The sequence below is a fragment of the Streptomyces sp. NBC_00536 genome (assembly GCF_036346295.1).
Classification (GTDB): Bacteria; Actinomycetota; Actinomycetes; order Streptomycetales; family Streptomycetaceae; genus Streptomyces.
In genome coordinates, this window is the sequence record NZ_CP107819.1 from 2,029,569 (window position 1) to 2,044,965 (window position 15,397).

The window sequence follows — 15,397 nt, forward strand, 5'->3', positions numbered from 1 at the left end:
ACGCGCCCCCACACGGGGGCGGGTGCGGCGGCACGCCCGTTCTCCCCGCACCCCTGACCCCTGACCTCTGATCAAGAAGGCGGCACCATCATGGGCATGACGACTCCTCAGGTCGTCGTCCACCGGGACAAGGAACTGATGGCGCAGGCCGCCGCGGCCCGGCTGATCACGAAGATCGTCGACGCCCAGGCCGCCCGTGGCAGCGCCTCCGTCGTCCTCACGGGCGGCCGCAACGGCAACGGCCTGCTGGCCGCCCTCGCCGCCGCCCCCGCCCGGGACGCGATCGACTGGTCCCGCATCGACCTGTGGTGGGGCGACGAGCGCTACGTCCCCGCCGACGACCCCGAGCGCAACCACACCCAGGCCCGCGCCGCCCTGCTGGACTCCGTCCCCGTCGACCCGGCGCGCGTGCACGTCATGCCCGCCTCCGACGGCCCGTACGGCTCGGACGTGGACGCGGCCGCCGCGGGCTACGCCGAGGAGCTGCGCAGGGCCTCCGCGCCCGAGGACCACGGCCCGGTGCCCCGCTTCGACGTGCTGATGCTGGGCGTGGGCCCGGACACCCACGTGGCGTCCCTGTTCCCCGAGCACCCCGCCGCCCGGGAGACCGAGCGCACGGTGGTCGGCGTGCACGGCGCGCCCAAGCCGCCGCCCACCCGGATCTCCCTCACCCTCCCGGCCATCCGGGCCGCGCGCGAGGTGTGGCTGCTGGCCGCCGGTGAGGACAAGGCGGGCGCGGTGGCCGTGGCGCTCGGCGGGGCGGGCGCGGTCCAGGCCCCGGCCGCCGCCGCGTACGGGCGCTCGCGCACCCTGTGGCTGCTGGACCGCGCGGCCGCCGCGAAGCTGCCGCCCGCGCTGTACCCGCCGGCCTCCGCCTGAGACGCCCGGCTCCGCACGCGAGAGCGCCCCGCACCGTCCGGTGCGGGGCGCTCTGGCGTCCGTACGGTCTCGGGTCTCCCCGAGGGATCAGCGGCCGCGCAGCTCGCGGTACGTGGCCACCAGGGCCCGCGTGGAGGCGTCCAGGCCCGGCACCTCGGCGCCCTCCGTGAGCGCGGGCTCGACCCGCCTGGCCAGGACCTTGCCCAGCTCGACGCCCCACTGGTCGAAGGAGTCGATGTTCCACACCGCGCCCTGGACGAACACCTTGTGCTCGTAGAGCGCGATGAGCTGGCCCAGGACCGCCGGGGTCAGGTCCTTCGCCAGGATCGTGGTCGTCGGGTGGTTGCCCTGGAAGGTCTTGTGCGGGACGAGTTCCTCGGGCACGCCCTCCGCGCGGACCTCGTCGGGCGTCTTGCCGAAGGCCAGCGCCTGGGTCTGCGCGAAGAAGTTCGCCATCAGCAGGTCGTGCTGGGCGGCGAGGGCCGGGGAGAGCGCCTCGACCGGGCGGGCGAAGCCGATGAAATCCGCGGGGATCAGCTTCGTGCCCTGGTGGAGCAACTGGTAGTAGGCGTGCTGCCCGTTGGTGCCGGGCGTGCCCCACACGACGGGTCCGGTCTGCCAGTCCACCGGATTGCCCTCGCGGTCCACGGACTTGCCGTTGGACTCCATGTCCAGCTGCTGCAAGTAGGCGGTGAACCGGGACAGGTAGTGGCTGTACGGGAGGACCGCGTGCGCCTGCGCGTCGTGGAAGCCGCCGTACCAGATCCCCAACAGGCCCAGCAGGAGAGGGGCGTTCTCCTCGGGGGGCGCGGTGCGGAAGTGCCGGTCCATCTCCAGGAAGCCCTGGAGCATCTGCTCGAAGGCCTCGGGGCCGATCGCCACCATGAGGGAGAGCCCGATGGCCGAGTCGAGGGAGTAGCGCCCGCCGACCCAGTCCCAGAACTCGAACATGTTGGCCGGATCGATGCCGAAGTCGGTGACCTTCTCGGCATTGGTCGACAGGGCGACGAAGTGCCGTGCCACGGCCGCCTTGTCCCCGCCGAGGCCCGCCAGCAGCCACTCCCGCGCCGAGGTGGCGTTGGTGATCGTCTCGATGGTGGTGAAGGTCTTCGAGGCGATGATGAAGAGGGTCTCGGCCGGGTCCAGGCCCAGCAGGGCCTCGTGCAGGTCCGCGCCGTCCACGTTGGAGACGAAGCGCAGGCTCAGCTCCCGGTCGGTGAAGGCGCGCAGCGCCTCGTACGCCATCGCCGGACCGAGGTCGGAGCCGCCGATGCCGATGTTGACGACGTTCTTGATCCGCTCGCCGGTGAAGCCGAGCCACTCCCCCGACCGGATCCGGTCGGCGAAGGTCCCCATCTTGTCCAGGACCGCGTACACGCCGGGGACGACGTTCTCGCCGTCCACCTCGACCACGGTGTCCTGCGAGGCCCGCAGCGCGGTGTGCAGGACCGCCCGGTCCTCGGTCTTGTTGATCTTCTCGCCGCTGAACATCCGCTCGCGCAGCCGCTCCACGCCCGTCGCGGCGGCGAGTTCGCGCAGCAGCCGGAGCGTCTCGTCGGTCACGAGGTGCTTCGAGTAGTCGATGTGCAGGTCGCCGGCCCGCAGGGTGTACCCGGTGCCCCGGCCCGGGTCGGCTTCGAACAGCTCCCGCAGATGCGTCTGTCCCAGCTCTTCCCGGTGCTTGCCGAGTGCCAGCCACTCCGGCGTCCGGTTGAGCCTCGTGCGTCCGTCTGCGTTCATCTCGGACATCAACCCACTTCTTCCGTCCTGTTGTGCCCCGCCGGACTCCAACCTAAGGGATCGGAAGCCGGACAACACACACAAAGAGACCCGGCCCGCGGAAGAAGCTCTTCCGCGGGCCGGGCCCGAAGTCTTGGGTCAGATCTCGCCGCGGAGCTTGGCGAGGGCTTCGGCGAGGATCGCCTCGCCGTCCGCGTCCGTGCGCCGCTCCCGTACGTACGCCAGGTGCGTCTTGTACGGCTCGGTGCGCGGCGGCGCCGGGGGGCTGTCCCGGTCCTGGCCTGCGGGGAACCCGCAGCGCGGGCAGTCCCAGGTGTCCGGCACCTGTGCGTCGCTGGCGAAGCTGGGCTGCGTCTCGTGCCCGTTCGAGCACCAGAAGGAGATGCGCAGGCGGGGCGCGGACTCGCCGCGCTCGGCCTCGCCCATCGGCCCCGCTCCGACCCGGCTTCCACGGATCGCGTTGCCACTTGCCACGGTCGTAACTCCCTGCGTGATGGTGCCGCGAAGCGTGAAATGGAATTCCGCCGCGGGCGCCCCAGTCTACGTAAGGCCCAACGCGCGTCCAGTGACCGGAGTTACTACTTCCGGACCACTGACGCGGACCTCATGATAGATCGGGCGGAGCCTGCCGGACCGCCGAAATGGCCGGATCGTTCAGTTGCCGTTCGACTTCATCAGCAGACCGAGCGCGACGATGCACCCGAACCAGAGCAGTCCGATCACCATCGTGATGCGGTCGAGGTTGCGCTCGGCGACCGAGGAGCCGCCGACGGACGACTGCATGCCGCCTCCGAACATGTCGGAGAGGCCGCCGCCCTTGCCCTTGTGCATCAGCACCAGGAGCATCAGCAGCAGGCTGAAGACGATCAGGGCGATCGAGAACCCCATAATCACGGCTGATTCCTACTTTCTGACTTTCCCTGGCGTGCTGTGGAACCCCGGCGGGGGCCAGTGGCTGTTGATTCAGCCTCCTGGCCCCCGCAAGGGTACGACGGATCCGTCCTACCGCATACTCACTGGTCGCGGAAGCGGACGATCTTGACGAACTCGTCGGCGTCCAGGGCCGCGCCGCCGATCAGGGCGCCGTCGACATCGGGCTGCGCCATGATCGCGGCGATGTTGCCGGACTTGACCGAGCCGCCGTACTGGATGCGGACCTTGTCGGCCAGCTCCTGCGAGTACAGCTCCGCGAGGCGGGTGCGGATCGCCCCGCAGACCTCCTGCGCGTCCTCGGGGGTGGCGACCTCACCGGTGCCGATGGCCCAGACGGGCTCGTAGGCGATCACGATGGACTCGACCTGCTCGGCCGGGATGTCCTTGAGGCCGCCGTCGAGCTGCGCGAGCGTGTACGGGACCTGCTCGCCGGCCTTGCGGATGTCCAGACCCTCGCCGACGCAGAGGATCGGGGTGATCCCGTTCGCGTAGGCGGCCTTGACCTTGGCGTTGCAGAGCTCGTCGCTCTCGCCGTGGTACTGGCGGCGCTCGCTGTGACCGACGGCCACGAAGGTGCACTTCAGCTTCGCGAGCATCGCGCCGGAGATCTCACCGGTGTACGCGCCGGACTCGTGCGCCGAGATGTCCTGGGCGCCGTACTTGATCTTCAGCTTGTCGCCGTCGACCAGGGTCTGGACCGACCGCAGGTCCACGAAGGGCGGCAGGACCGCGACCTCGACCGCGTCGTAGTCCTTGTCGGCGAGCGCGAAGGCGAGCTTCTGGGTGTGTGCGATGGCCTCGAGGTGGTTGAGGTTCATCTTCCAGTTGCCGGCCATGAGAGGGGTGCGCGTGGTCATACGGGGTCAGACCTCCAGAGCGGCGATGCCGGGGAGCGTCTTGCCCTCGAGGTATTCGAGGGAGGCGCCGCCACCGGTCGAGATGTGGCCGAAAGCGTTCTCGTCGAAGCCGAGCGTGCGCACGGCGGCGGCGGAGTCGCCGCCTCCGACGACGGTGAACGCGTCGCTGTCGACGAGGGCCTGCGCGATCGCGCGGGTGCCGCCGGCGTAGTCGGGGTGTTCGAAGACGCCCACGGGACCGTTCCAGAACACGGTCTCGGCGTCGGCGATCTTCGAGGCGTACAGCTCACGGGTCTTGGGACCGATGTCCAGACCCTCCTGGTCGGCGGGGATCTTGTCCGCGTCGACGGTGACGAAGGTCGCCGGGGTCTTGCCCTTGAGGTCGGGGAAGTCCGTGGAGGTGAGGATGTCGACCGGCAGGACCAGCTCGACACCGTTCTTCGCGGCGCGCTCCATGTACTCCTTGACGACGTCGACCTGGTCCTTCTGGAGCAGGGAGATGCCGACCTCGTAGCCCTTGGCGTAGAGGAAGGTGTACGCCATGCCGCCGCCGATGAGGATGCGGTCGGCCTTGCCGAGCAGCTGGTCGATGACGGCGAGCTTGTCGGAGACCTTGGCGCCGCCGAGGATCACGACGTAGGGGCGCTTGACCTCGTCGGTCAGCTTCTTCAGGACGGCGACCTCGGTGGCGATCAGGTAACCGGCCGCGTGCGGGAGGCGCGCGGGCAGGTCGAAGACCGAGGCGTGCTTGCGGTGGACGGCACCGAAGCCGTCGCCGACGTAGACGTCGGCCAGCTCCGCGAGCTGGTCCGCGAAGGCGCCGCGCTCGGCGTCGTCCTTCGCGGTCTCACCGGCGTTGAAGCGCAGGTTCTCGATGACGGCGACCTGGCCGTCGGCGAGGGCGGCGACCGTCTCCTTGGCGGAGGCGCCGACGGTGTCGGTGGCGAAGGCCACGTCCTGGCCGAGCAGCTCACCGAGCCGGGCGGCGGCGGGGGCCAGCGAGAAGGCCGGGTCCGGGGCGCCCTTGGGGCGGCCCAGGTGGGACGCGACGATGACGCGGGCGCCAGCGGCGGCGAGCTTCGCGATCGTCGGCTGGACGGCGCGGATGCGGCCGTCGTCCGTGATGGCCGTGCCCGCGAGCGGCACGTTCAGGTCGGCGCGGACGAAGACCCGCTTGCCGGAGACGCCCTCGGCGAGAAGTTCGTCGATCGTCTTCATGTGTATTTCTACTCCTTATCCCCATACATGGCTTTCGCCTGTGCGGAGCGAGAGGTACGAGGCAAACAACAGGGCCCGTACAGCGCTTCATCGCGCTGTCCGAGCCCTGGTGCTTCACATCGCGGTGCCTGCCCTGAAGATTAGAGCTGGCCGCCGACGAAGACGGTGAGGTCGACGAGACGGTTGGAGTAACCCCACTCGTTGTCGTACCAGCCGATGACCTTGACGCTCTTGCCCTGGACCATGGTCAGGGAAGAGTCGAAGGTGCAGGAGAACGGCCAGTTCACGATGTCGGAGGAGACGATCGCGTCCTCGGTGTAGTCGAGGATGCCCTTCAGCTGGCCCTGGGAGGCCTTCAGGAACGCGGCGTTGACCTCGTCCTTGGTCACCTCGCGCTCCAGCTCGATGACCAGGTCGGTCACGGAACCGGTCGGGACCGGGACGCGCATCGCGATGCCGTCGAGCTTGCCCGCCAGCTCCGGGATGACCAGCGCGGTGGCCTTGGCGGCACCCGTGGTGGTCGGGATGATGTTCTCGGCGGCGGCGCGGGCGCGGCGCAGGTCCGAGTGCGGGAAGTCCAGGATGCGCTGGTCGTTCGTGTACGCGTGGACCGTCGTCATCATGCCCTTGACGATGCCGAAGTTCTCCAGGAGGACCTTGGCCATCGGCGCCACGCAGTTGGTGGTGCAGGAGGCGTTGGAGATGACGTGGTGGTTGGCCGCGTCGTACTTCTCCTGGTTGACGCCCATCACGATCGTGATGTCCTCGTCCTTGGCCGGAGCCGAGATGAGGACCTTCTTCGCGCCCGCGGCGATGTGCTTCGCGGCGTCGGCCTTCTTGGTGAAGATGCCGGTCGACTCGATGACGATGTCGGCGCCCAGCTCGCCCCAGGGGAGGTTCGCGGGGTCGCGCTCGGCGAAGGTCTTGAAGGTGTTGCCGCCGACGGTGATGGTGTCGGCCGTGTGGGAGACCTCGTGCTTGAGGCGGCCCAGGATGGTGTCGTACTTGAGCAGATGCACCAGGGTCGCGTTGTCAGTCAGGTCGTTGACACCGACGATCTCGATGTCCGCTCCCTGCTCCAGGAGCGCCCGGAAGTAGTTACGGCCAATTCGGCCAAAACCATTGATGCCTACGCGGATCGTCACGAACCGATCTCCTCGTTGGTGCGCCGGCCTGTCCGCCGGCGAGCTGTATGGGATGTCCCCGACCGCTTATGACCCTACCTCTCCGTGAGCTTCGGGGTGACATCGACGGGGGCCTGACACGCCCCGGCGGCCCGTACCACGCGCTCCGGTACGGGCCGTCGGGGACTTTCTCCCCCCTCACTCAGCGTGAGCACGGGAGGGTCCGCAGGTCAGTGGTTCAGCGAGCGGAGCGCCTTACCGACGAGTACCGCTCGGTCCTTCGCGGCCGGCAGGTGCTCCAGGCCGAAGCCGAGGAGCACCGTGTTACGCGTAGTCACCGCCGCGTAGGACTTGAACAGCTCTCCGGAGCGGGACCAATCTCCCGGAACTTCGGGACTTCCGGCAGGTGCGCCCTGAGCGGTCCAGACCCCGAGCGAGGTCTCGAAGCCCTCGGCCGCCTGGTCGACGCCGCCGACCGACACCCGCGCCTCGTCCGCGAAGACCCCGCGGCCGCCGCTGCCCGGGTCCGTGATGGAGGAGAGCGAGACCTCGACGGTCTTGCCCGCGTAGGCGCTCAGGTCGAAGGAGACCTGCTTCCAGCCGCCGGAGGATCCGGTGAAGCTGTTCCAGGCACCGCTGCTGCCCTGCGCGGTGCAGCCGCCGGAGCCGAGGGTGAGGTAGTGGCGCAGGAAGGGGTGGCCGTTGATGAAGAAGCCGCCCGCGCATTCGGCCGGAACGGTGGCACTGCTCTGGCCGCCCGCCTCGGGCAGGGTGGTCCAGTCCTCGGCGCCCGTGGTGTGGGCCTCCAGGACGGCGTGGTCGTAGCCCGGCTCGGTGTCCCAGTTCAGGGCCATCTTGAGCTGCGGCTTGTCCGCGGCGCTGACCCCGGTCAGGTCGACCGTACGGACCAGGCGCTTCCAGTCGTTGTCGTTGTGGACGGCCGCGGCCATCCCGGATCCGGCGTAGGGGGCGTACGGGTTGACGACACCGTCGTACAGGCCCGCCTGGGCGCTCTTGAACTGCGGGAACCGTGCGGCGGGCAGGCTGTCGGAGGTGACGCTGTAGGCGCCGGGGCGGTCCAGCGGGTTGCCGGGGGCGCCCGGGGCGTCACCGAGCTTCCCCTTGGCCCCGGCGAGCGGGCCCGCACCGGTGAAGCCGGTCGCTCCGGTGGCGGTGCTGCGGTCGTAGGCGCCGAGGTAGTACTGGCTGAAGTCGTTGGTGACGGCGCGGCCGACCTTGGCGTTGCCGCCCGCCAGCTCGCCGGCCTCGATCAGCTTGCCGCCCTCGTTGAGGAAGTCGCGCACGGCCAGCTGGGTGGCCCCGCCGGGGGCCTGGGCGCCGGTGTAGTGGACGGCGGCGGCGAAGTGCGAGAGCACTCCGAGGTGGTGCGGGACGCCCTGGGTGGCGACGTCCCAGACGGCCGCGGTGCGGCCGTTGGCGCGCAGCGCGTCCACGTAGGTCTGGGCCTGCTGGGCCTTGGCGCCTTCCTCCGCGATCACCAGGACGTCCGCGCGGGGCCGCTCGGCCACGCTGTAGGTGAAGTGCTCGCTGGAGACCTGCCGGGAGCCGTCGCGGCCGGTGAACCAGACCTCGACCTTGTCCCCGGGCTTCGTCCCCTCCACGGAGGCGCGGTACTCGTCGAACCAGTTGTTGTCGTCGCCGCCGTAGGTCTCGCCGCCCTTCCAGGCCTTGAGGTCCTCGTCGTGGGCGCGGCCGCCGTTGATCCGGTAGTTGAGCCGCTTGTCCTTCAGCGCCTTGCGGGCGGTGACGGAGACCTTCTGGTCCTCACCGCGGGCGGCGTAGGAGGTGGTGAAGGGGTCGGTCGTGAAGTCGGCGGCGTTCAGGCCCACCGAGGAGACCGGCTTGTCCGGGTGCTCGGCGGACTGGGCGACCGAGAGGGCGAAGGGGACGTTCTTCAGGAACTCCGCCTGGATGAGCTTCTCGTCGTCCGGGAAGTTGAAGCCGGAGGCGCAGTCCTCGGACTTCCACTGGTCGTTCGGGTCGCTGTCGGAGGCGGTCTGGCAGGTGGTCATCTCCGGCGTGAACATCATGACGCCGTTGACGTTGGCCGCGTGGCCGTCCGCCTCGCCGTTGGTGGTGTACAGCTCCGAGGAGACCTGCGGGTAGTAGCCGGGGATCGCGGAGTGCTCCGGGGTGCCCGCGAGCGCCTTGTAGGTCACGTCGTCGGGGGTCGGGGTGGCGACCTGCCAGCCCACGCCGTAGAGCAGCAGCTCGGCGGCGGAGTGGTAGTTGACGGCGTAGTCGAAGCCGATGCGCTTCTCGAAGGTGTCGAGGGCCACGGTCTCGGGCTCGGACTCCGGCGTGGGGCCGCGGTAGGTCTCGCTGGAGAGGTCGGCGGAGGAACCCTCGTTGTCGTAGCCCCACTTGTAGGGGAAGTTCCGGTTGAGGTCGACTCCGTCGAGGGCGGTGTGCTTGCCGTCGCCGTTGTTGTCGCGCATGTTCTTGCGCCACAGCCGGTCGCCGTCGGGGGTGTGCGTGAAGTCGTAGCCGTCCGGGTTCGCGGAGAGGACGAACCACATCTCGGTGGAGTCGACCAGCTGGGTGACCCGCTGGTCCTTGCCGTAGTTGTCGAGGTAGTAGTGCATCAGCCGCCGGGTCATCTCCGGGGTGATCCACTCGCGGGCGTGCTGGTTGGACATGTACAGGACCGAGGGCTTGGAGCCGTCCCTGGCCTGCCGGGCGTTCTTGGTGACCTTGACGGCGAGGATGTCCTTGCCCTGGACGGTCTTGCCGATGGAGACGACTTTGGCGAGGCCGGGGTTGGTCTGGCCGGTCTTGACGATCTCCTCCTGGAGACCGCCCTTGCCGCTGTAGGGGCGGAAGACGCCGTCGCCCGCCGCCTTGACGCGCGCGGTGGCCTTGGCCGGGACCTTGCGCTCGGCGAGCTTCAGGCCCTGGGCGCCGAGCTTCTTCGCCTGGGCGGTGGTGAGGAACAGCTCCACCTTGGCGGTGCCGTGCTCCGGCGCCTGCTCGGTCAGCTCGTGGGCGTCCTGGCCCGCGGCGAGGACCAGCGGGACCTGTTCCTTGGTGATGTCGGCGTCGTAGACCCTGACCTCGTCGGCGGCGGGTCCGGCCGCCGGTCCGTTCTGGGCCTGTGCGGCCACCGGTACGGCGGCGAGTGAACCGAAGACGAGTGCGCTAGCGGCGAGGATCGATCTCGCGCGGTGCCTCATGTGCCCCCCTGGGCGTCGTCTGCCACGAAAGAGTTCGCACGACAGGCTCACGACCCCCACATGCCCATGTCAATGGAAAACGCCGAAAGGGGCCCGCACGGCATCCCGTGCGGGCCCCTTTCGGACGCGTCGGCTCCGCCGGCCGCGTCAGCCGACCAGGTTGTCGGCCATCTCCTCGGCCTCGGTGAGGTTGGACTCGGTGCCCGGGATGCCCAGGTCCTGGGCCCGCTTGTCGGCCATCGCCAGCAGCCGCCGGATCCGGCCCGCGACCGCGTCCTTGGTCAGCGGCGGGTCGGCGAGCGCGCCCAGCTCCTCCAGGGAGGCCTGCTTGTGCTCCATGCGCAGCCGGCCGGCCGCCGCCAGGTGCTCGGGGACCTCGTCGGCGAGGATCTCCAGGGCGCGCTGGACGCGGGCTCCCGCGGCCACCGCGGCCCGGGCCGAGCGGCGCAGGTTGGCGTCGTCGAAGTTGGCGAGCCGGTTGGCGGTGGCGCGGACCTCGCGCCGCATCCGGCGCTCCTCCCAGGCCAGCACCGAATCGTGGGCGCCGAGGCGGGTCAGCAGGGCGCCGATCGCGTCGCCGTCGCGGACCACGACCCGGTCCACCCCGCGCACCTCGCGCGCCTTGGCCGCGATGGAGAGCCTGCGGGCGGCGCCCACCAGGGCCAGGGCGGCCTCCGGACCGGGGCAGGTGACCTCCAGGGAGGAGGACCTGCCCGGTTCGGTGAGCGAGCCGTGGGCCAGGAAGGCACCGCGCCAGGCCGCCTCCGCGTCACAGGTGGCCCCGGAGACCACCTGCGGGGGCAGACCCCGGATCGGGCGGCCGCGGCCGTCCACGAGCCCGGTCTGGCGCGCCAGCTGGTCGCCTCCGGCGACGACCCGGACGACGTACCGGTTGCCGCGGCGCAGCCCGCCGGGGGCCATGATCACCAGGTCCGAGGAGTGTCCGAAGATCTCCAGGATGTCCTTGCGCAGCCGCCGGGCGGCGATCCCCGCGTCCAGCTCCGCCTCGATGACGATGCGGCCGCTCACCAGGTGCAACCCGCCCGCGAACCGCAGAATGGCCGAGACCTCCGCCTTCCGGCAGCAGGTACGGGTGACGGGCAGCCGGGCGATCTCATCCTTCACCGCGGGCGTCATCGCCATGGGCCGATCCTTCCATGCATCCGAAAAATACGGTCGTACGCGGCGGCCAACAGCTCCGGATCGTGCTTCGGAGCCCCGTCGGGCCTGGCCACCGGCGCCAGCTCGACCGCGGCGCCGAACCGTTTTGCGGCATCGGCGAGGGACTCGCGGTCGGGCACGGCGGCCTCGTCGGCCAGCACCACGTCCAGGGCGAGTTTAGGGGCGTGTCGGGCCAAAACCTCCAAATGACGCTGCGGAGAGAAGCCCTCTGTTTCACCGGGTTGCGGAGCGAGGTTCAGCGAGAGGACCCGCCGGGCCTTCGTCTCGACCAGCGCGTCGAGCAGTTCCGGCACCAGCAGGTGCGGGATCACGGAGGAGAACCAGGAGCCCGGGCCGAGCACCACCCAGTCGGCGTCCAGCACCGCTGCGACGGCCTCCGGCACGGCCGGCGGGTCGTTCGGAACCAGCTGTACGGACTGCACCTCGCCCGGCGTCAGCGCCACCGTGGCCTGCCCGCGGACGGTGTCCACGTCATCCGGACGGGCCGGGTCGTGGCCCCGTACGAGCGCTTGCAGCTCCAGCGGCACCGCGGACATCGGCAGCACCCGGCCGTGCGCGCCGAGCAGCTTGCCGACCAGGTCCAGGGCCTGCACCGGGTCGCCGAGCTTCTCCCACAGGGCGACGATCAGCAGATTGCCGACCGCGTGCCCGTGCAGATCGCCGCGGGACTCGAAGCGGTGCTGGATGACCCCGGACCAGGTCTGGCCCCAGTCGTCGTCACCGCACAGCGCGGCCAGCGCCTTGCGCAGGTCACCGGGCGGCAGGACGCCCAGCTCCTCGCGCAGCCGGCCGCTGGAGCCCCCGTCGTCGGCGACGGTGACCACGGCCGTGAGGTCGCCGGTGATCCGGCGCAGCGCGGTGAGGGAGGCGGACAGGCCCATGCCGCCGCCGAGGGCGACGACCTTGGGCGTGGCCGCCTTGGGCGCGCTGCCGCGCCGCAGCTCGGCGGCCGGGGCGCCGTTGCCGCCCCGGCCCGCCGTGAGCCGGCGCAGGCGGCGCAGCCGCAGGCTCCGTCCGGTCACTCGCGCCCCATGTCCCGGTGGACGACGACGGTCTCGACTCCCTCGGAGGCGAGGCGGGCGGCGAGCTTCTCGGACATGGCCACGCTGCGGTGCTTGCCGCCGGTGCAGCCGACCGCGATGGTCACGTACCGCTTGCCCTCGCGGCGGTAGCCGGTGGCGATGAGCTGGAGCAGCTCGGTGTAGCGGTCCAGGAACTCCTTGGCGCCGGGCTGGCTGAAGACGTAGCCCGAGACCTCTTCGTTGAGGCCGGTGAAGGGGCGCAGCTCCGGCACCCAGTGCGGGTTCGGGATGAAGCGGCAGTCCACGACGAGGTCGGCGTCGACGGGCAGGCCGTACTTGTAGCCGAAGGACATGACGGTGGCCCGCAGCTCGGGCTCCTCGTCGCCCGCGAACTGGGCGTCCATCTTGGCGCGCAGCTCGTGCACATTGAGGCTGGAGGTGTCGATGACGAGGTCGGCGTCACCGCGCAGCTCGCGCAGCAGGTCGCGCTCGGCGGCGATGCCGTCGACGATCCGGCCGTCGCCCTGGAGCGGGTGCGGGCGGCGGACCGATTCGAACCGGCGCACCAGCGCGTCGTCGGAGGACTCCAGGAAGACGATGCGGCGGGTCACCCCGCGGGCTTCGAGGTCGGAGAGCGATTCGCGCAGCGCGTCGAAGAACTGGCGGCCGCGGACGTCGACGACGACGGCGATCCGCGCCACATTGCCCTGGGAGCGGGCGCCCAGCTCCACCATGGTGGGGATCAGCGCCGGGGGCAGGTTGTCGACGACGAACCAGCCCAGGTCCTCCAGGCACTTGGCCGCCGTACTGCGGCCGGCTCCGGACATGCCGGAGATGATCACCAGCTCGGGGATGGCCGCCTCGGCGGTATCGCCGGGCTCCACTGTCGTGCCCGTACTCACCTGTGCTCCGTCTCGGTCGCGCTCTGATTCGTGCTCGGTCATTGCTCGCTCCCCCGTTCGGACGATGCTCCCGCGGGCGCGGGGGCTTCGTCCTCAATGATCTCTCCTGTGGCCGTGTTGACGGCCGGAGCGGCGGGAGCCGCCTGGGCGAGGGCCACGGCCACGGTCTCGGCCGTCTTGCGGCCTATGCCCGGGACCTCGCAGATCTGGTCGATTGTCGCCTGTCTCAGCTTTTTCACCGAACCGAAGTGCTTGATCAGCGCCAGTCTGCGGCTCTCGCCGAGGCCGGGTACGTCGTCCAGCGGGCCGGATTTCAGCCGCTTGGCCCGCTTGCCGCGCTGGTACTGGATGGCGAAGCGGTGGGCTTCGTCACGCACCCGCTGGAGCAGGTACAGCCCCTCGCTGGTGCGCGGCAGCACCACCGGGTCGCTCTCGCCGGGCAGCCAGACCTCCTCCAGCCGTTTGGCGAGACCGCACACGGCGACGTCGTCGATGCCCAGCTCGGCCAGGGCCCGCTGGGCGGCGGCGACCTGCGGCCGGCCGCCGTCGACCACAACGAGCTGGGGCGGGTAGGCGAAACGCCTGGGACGCCCGTCGTCCGTTTCGGCCGGGACCTCGCCGCCCGCCGCGTCCTCGCTCTCCTCCGGGGACCACTCCCCCGTCTTGAGCTTCTCGCGCAGGTAGCGGCGGAAGCGGCGGGAGACCACCTCGTGCATGGAGCGGACGTCGTCCTGGCCCTCGAAGCCCTTGATCTCGAAGCGGCGGTACTCGCTCTTGCGGGGCAGGCCGTCCTCGAAGACCACCATCGAGGCCACCACGTCGTCGCCCTGGAGGTGCGAGATGTCGAAGCACTCGATGCGCAGCGGGGCGGTGTCCAGCTCCAGCGCCTCGGCGATCTCCTCCAGCGCCCGGGAGCGGGTGGTCAGGTCGCCCGCGCGCTTGGTCTTGTGCAGGGCCAGGGACTGCTGGGCGTTGCGGTGGACGGTCTCCATCAGGGACTTCTTGTCGCCGCGCTGCGGGATGCGCAGGCTGACCTGGGACCCGCGGCGGCCGCCGAGCCACTCGGCCACGGCGGGCGCGTCCTCGGGCAGGGCCGGGACCAGCACCTCCTTGGGCACGGCCTCGCCCTGCTCCTCCCCGTAGAGCTGCTGGAGGGCGTGCTCGACCAGGCCGGCCGTGTCGACGGCCTCGACCTTGTCGGTGATCCAGCCGCGCTGGCCGCGCACCCGTCCGCCGCGGACGTGGAAGATCTGGACGGCGGCCTCCAGCTCGTCCTCGGCGACCGCGATCAGATCGGCGTCGGTGGCGTCGGCGAGCACCACCGCGCTCTTCTCCATGGCGCGGCGCAGCGCCCCGATGTCGTCGCGGAGCCGGGCGGCCTTCTCGTACTCCATCTCCTCGGCGGCCTCGCGCATATCGGCTTCGAGGCGGGTGAGGTAGGTGCCGGTGCGCCCGGCCATGAAGTCGCAGAAGTCCTCGGCCAGTTCCCGGTGCTCCTCGGGGGTGACCCGGCCCACGCAGGGCGCGGAGCACTTGCCGATGTAGCCGAGCAGGCAGGGGCGGCCGATCTGGGCGGAGCGCTTGAACACGCCCGCGGAGCAGGTCCGTACCGGAAACACCCGGAGCATCAGGTCGACGGTCTCGCGGATGGCCCAGGCGTGTCCGTACGGACCGAAGTAGCGCACGCCCTTCTTCTTCGGGCCGCGCATGACCTGGACCCGGGGGTACTGCTCATTGAGGGTGACGGCGAGCGAGGGGTAGCTCTTGTCGTCCCGGTACTTGACGTTGAACCGGGGGTCGAACTCCTTGATCCAGGAGTACTCCAGCTGGAGCGCCTCGACCTCGGTGGAGACCACCGTCCACTCCACGGAGGCGGCCGTGGTCACCATCGTGGCGGTGCGCGGGTGCAGGCCCGCCACGTCCTGGAAGTAGTTGGCCAGGCGCTGGCGCAGGCTCTTGGCCTTCCCGACGTAGATCACCCGATGGTGCTCGTCGCGGAATTTGTAGACCCCCGGGGAGTCGGGGATCTGTCCCGGTCTGGGGCGGTAGCTGGAAGGGTCGGCCATGGCATCAGCCTACTTGCGGGGTGTGACAACAGGGGCCTACCCACCGGGCCCGACCCACCCCAGCCCCGCCGGGCGGACCACGGCAGCGAATTCCAGCCCACCCCGGCCCACTCCAGCCCCGCCGGCGTTTGAGGCGCGGGGTCCGGGCCCGACCCCATCCAGCCCCGCCGGGCGGACCACGGCAGCGAATTCCAGCCCCGCCGGCGTTTGAGGCGCGGGGTCCGGGGCGGAGCCCCGGCGGCGGCGCCGCACCCGGCACCCGGACGGGGCCCGGCCGTCT

The 15,397-nt window shown here is 70.7% G+C and carries 12 protein-coding genes; 1 reads left to right on the forward strand and 11 read right to left on the reverse strand.

What is annotated here, in order from left to right; all coding sequences use genetic code 11:
- The first annotated feature begins 96 nt into the window (after positions 1 to 96).
- Positions 97 to 879, forward strand: a complete 783-nt coding sequence (pgl, locus tag OHS33_RS08730) for a 6-phosphogluconolactonase (RefSeq protein ID WP_330329801.1) — start codon at positions 97 to 99, stop codon at positions 877 to 879.
- 87 nt (positions 880 to 966) lie between these two features.
- On the opposite strand, the gene pgi is transcribed toward pgl, so the two are convergent.
- The 11 genes from pgi to uvrC form a co-directional block, all read right to left on the reverse strand.
- Complete coding sequence (pgi, locus tag OHS33_RS08735) at positions 967 to 2,619, reverse strand: glucose-6-phosphate isomerase (protein ID WP_330334967.1); 1,653 nt, start codon at positions 2,617 to 2,619, stop codon at positions 967 to 969.
- Between the two features lie 138 nt (positions 2,620 to 2,757).
- Positions 2,758 to 3,093 carry an RNA polymerase-binding protein RbpA gene (locus OHS33_RS08740; protein WP_008741068.1) on the reverse strand — a complete coding sequence of 112 codons (336 nt, stop codon included), beginning with the start codon at positions 3,091 to 3,093 and terminating at the stop codon, positions 2,758 to 2,760.
- 180 nt (positions 3,094 to 3,273) lie between these two features.
- Positions 3,274 to 3,513 carry a preprotein translocase subunit SecG gene (gene secG, locus OHS33_RS08745; protein WP_330329802.1) on the reverse strand — a complete coding sequence of 80 codons (240 nt, stop codon included), beginning with the start codon at positions 3,511 to 3,513 and terminating at the stop codon, positions 3,274 to 3,276.
- Positions 3,514 to 3,632: 119 nt separating this feature from the next.
- Positions 3,633 to 4,409 carry a triose-phosphate isomerase gene (gene tpiA / locus OHS33_RS08750; RefSeq protein WP_330329803.1) on the reverse strand — a complete coding sequence of 259 codons (777 nt, stop codon included), beginning with the start codon at positions 4,407 to 4,409 and terminating at the stop codon, positions 3,633 to 3,635.
- Positions 4,410 to 4,415: 6 nt separating this feature from the next.
- Complete coding sequence (locus OHS33_RS08755) at positions 4,416 to 5,627, reverse strand: phosphoglycerate kinase (protein WP_330329804.1); 1,212 nt, start codon at positions 5,625 to 5,627, stop codon at positions 4,416 to 4,418.
- A gap of 140 nt (positions 5,628 to 5,767) precedes the next feature.
- The gene (gene gap / locus OHS33_RS08760) at positions 5,768 to 6,772 is read right to left on the reverse strand and encodes a type I glyceraldehyde-3-phosphate dehydrogenase (RefSeq protein WP_330329805.1); all 1,005 of its coding nucleotides are present in this window, start codon (positions 6,770 to 6,772) and stop codon (positions 5,768 to 5,770) included.
- 209 nt (positions 6,773 to 6,981) lie between these two features.
- Positions 6,982 to 9,945 (reverse strand): M14 family metallopeptidase, encoded by a 2,964-nt coding sequence (locus OHS33_RS08765; RefSeq protein WP_330329806.1) that lies wholly within the window; start codon positions 9,943 to 9,945, stop codon positions 6,982 to 6,984.
- Between the two features lie 147 nt (positions 9,946 to 10,092).
- Positions 10,093 to 11,088 (reverse strand): DNA-binding protein WhiA, encoded by a 996-nt coding sequence (gene whiA, locus OHS33_RS08770; protein WP_330329807.1) that lies wholly within the window; start codon positions 11,086 to 11,088, stop codon positions 10,093 to 10,095.
- Entirely contained in the window at positions 11,079 to 12,149 is a 1,071-nt protein-coding gene (locus OHS33_RS08775; RefSeq protein ID WP_330329808.1) for a gluconeogenesis factor YvcK family protein, read from the reverse strand. Before OHS33_RS08775 ends, whiA begins: the two co-directional genes overlap by 10 nt.
- A complete protein-coding gene (gene rapZ / locus OHS33_RS08780) occupies positions 12,146 to 13,093 on the reverse strand; it encodes an RNase adapter RapZ (RefSeq protein ID WP_330329809.1) in 948 nt (315 codons plus the stop codon). Before rapZ ends, OHS33_RS08775 begins: the two co-directional genes overlap by 4 nt.
- Positions 13,090 to 15,117 carry an excinuclease ABC subunit UvrC gene (gene uvrC, locus OHS33_RS08785; protein ID WP_330329810.1) on the reverse strand — a complete coding sequence of 676 codons (2,028 nt, stop codon included), beginning with the start codon at positions 15,115 to 15,117 and terminating at the stop codon, positions 13,090 to 13,092. Before uvrC ends, rapZ begins: the two co-directional genes overlap by 4 nt.
- Positions 15,118 to 15,397 lie beyond the last annotated feature (280 nt).

Bases quoted from the DNA above. Each gene is read 5' to 3' on its own strand.
- pgl (WP_330329801.1), top strand. From the start codon at position 97: ATGACGACTCCTCAGGTCGTCGTCCACCGGGACAAGGAACTGATGGCG.
- pgi (WP_330334967.1), bottom strand. From the start codon at position 2,619: ATGAACGCAGACGGACGCACGAGGCTCAACCGGACGCCGGAGTGGCTG.
- tpiA (WP_330329803.1), bottom strand. From the start codon at position 4,409: ATGACCACGCGCACCCCTCTCATGGCCGGCAACTGGAAGATGAACCTC.
- OHS33_RS08755 (WP_330329804.1), bottom strand. From the start codon at position 5,627: ATGAAGACGATCGACGAACTTCTCGCCGAGGGCGTCTCCGGCAAGCGG.
- OHS33_RS08765 (WP_330329806.1), bottom strand. From the start codon at position 9,945: ATGAGGCACCGCGCGAGATCGATCCTCGCCGCTAGCGCACTCGTCTTC.
- whiA (WP_330329807.1), bottom strand. From the start codon at position 11,088: ATGGCGATGACGCCCGCGGTGAAGGATGAGATCGCCCGGCTGCCCGTC.
- rapZ (WP_330329809.1), bottom strand. From the start codon at position 13,093: ATGACCGAGCACGAATCAGAGCGCGACCGAGACGGAGCACAGGTGAGT.
- uvrC (WP_330329810.1), bottom strand. From the start codon at position 15,117: ATGGCCGACCCTTCCAGCTACCGCCCCAGACCGGGACAGATCCCCGAC.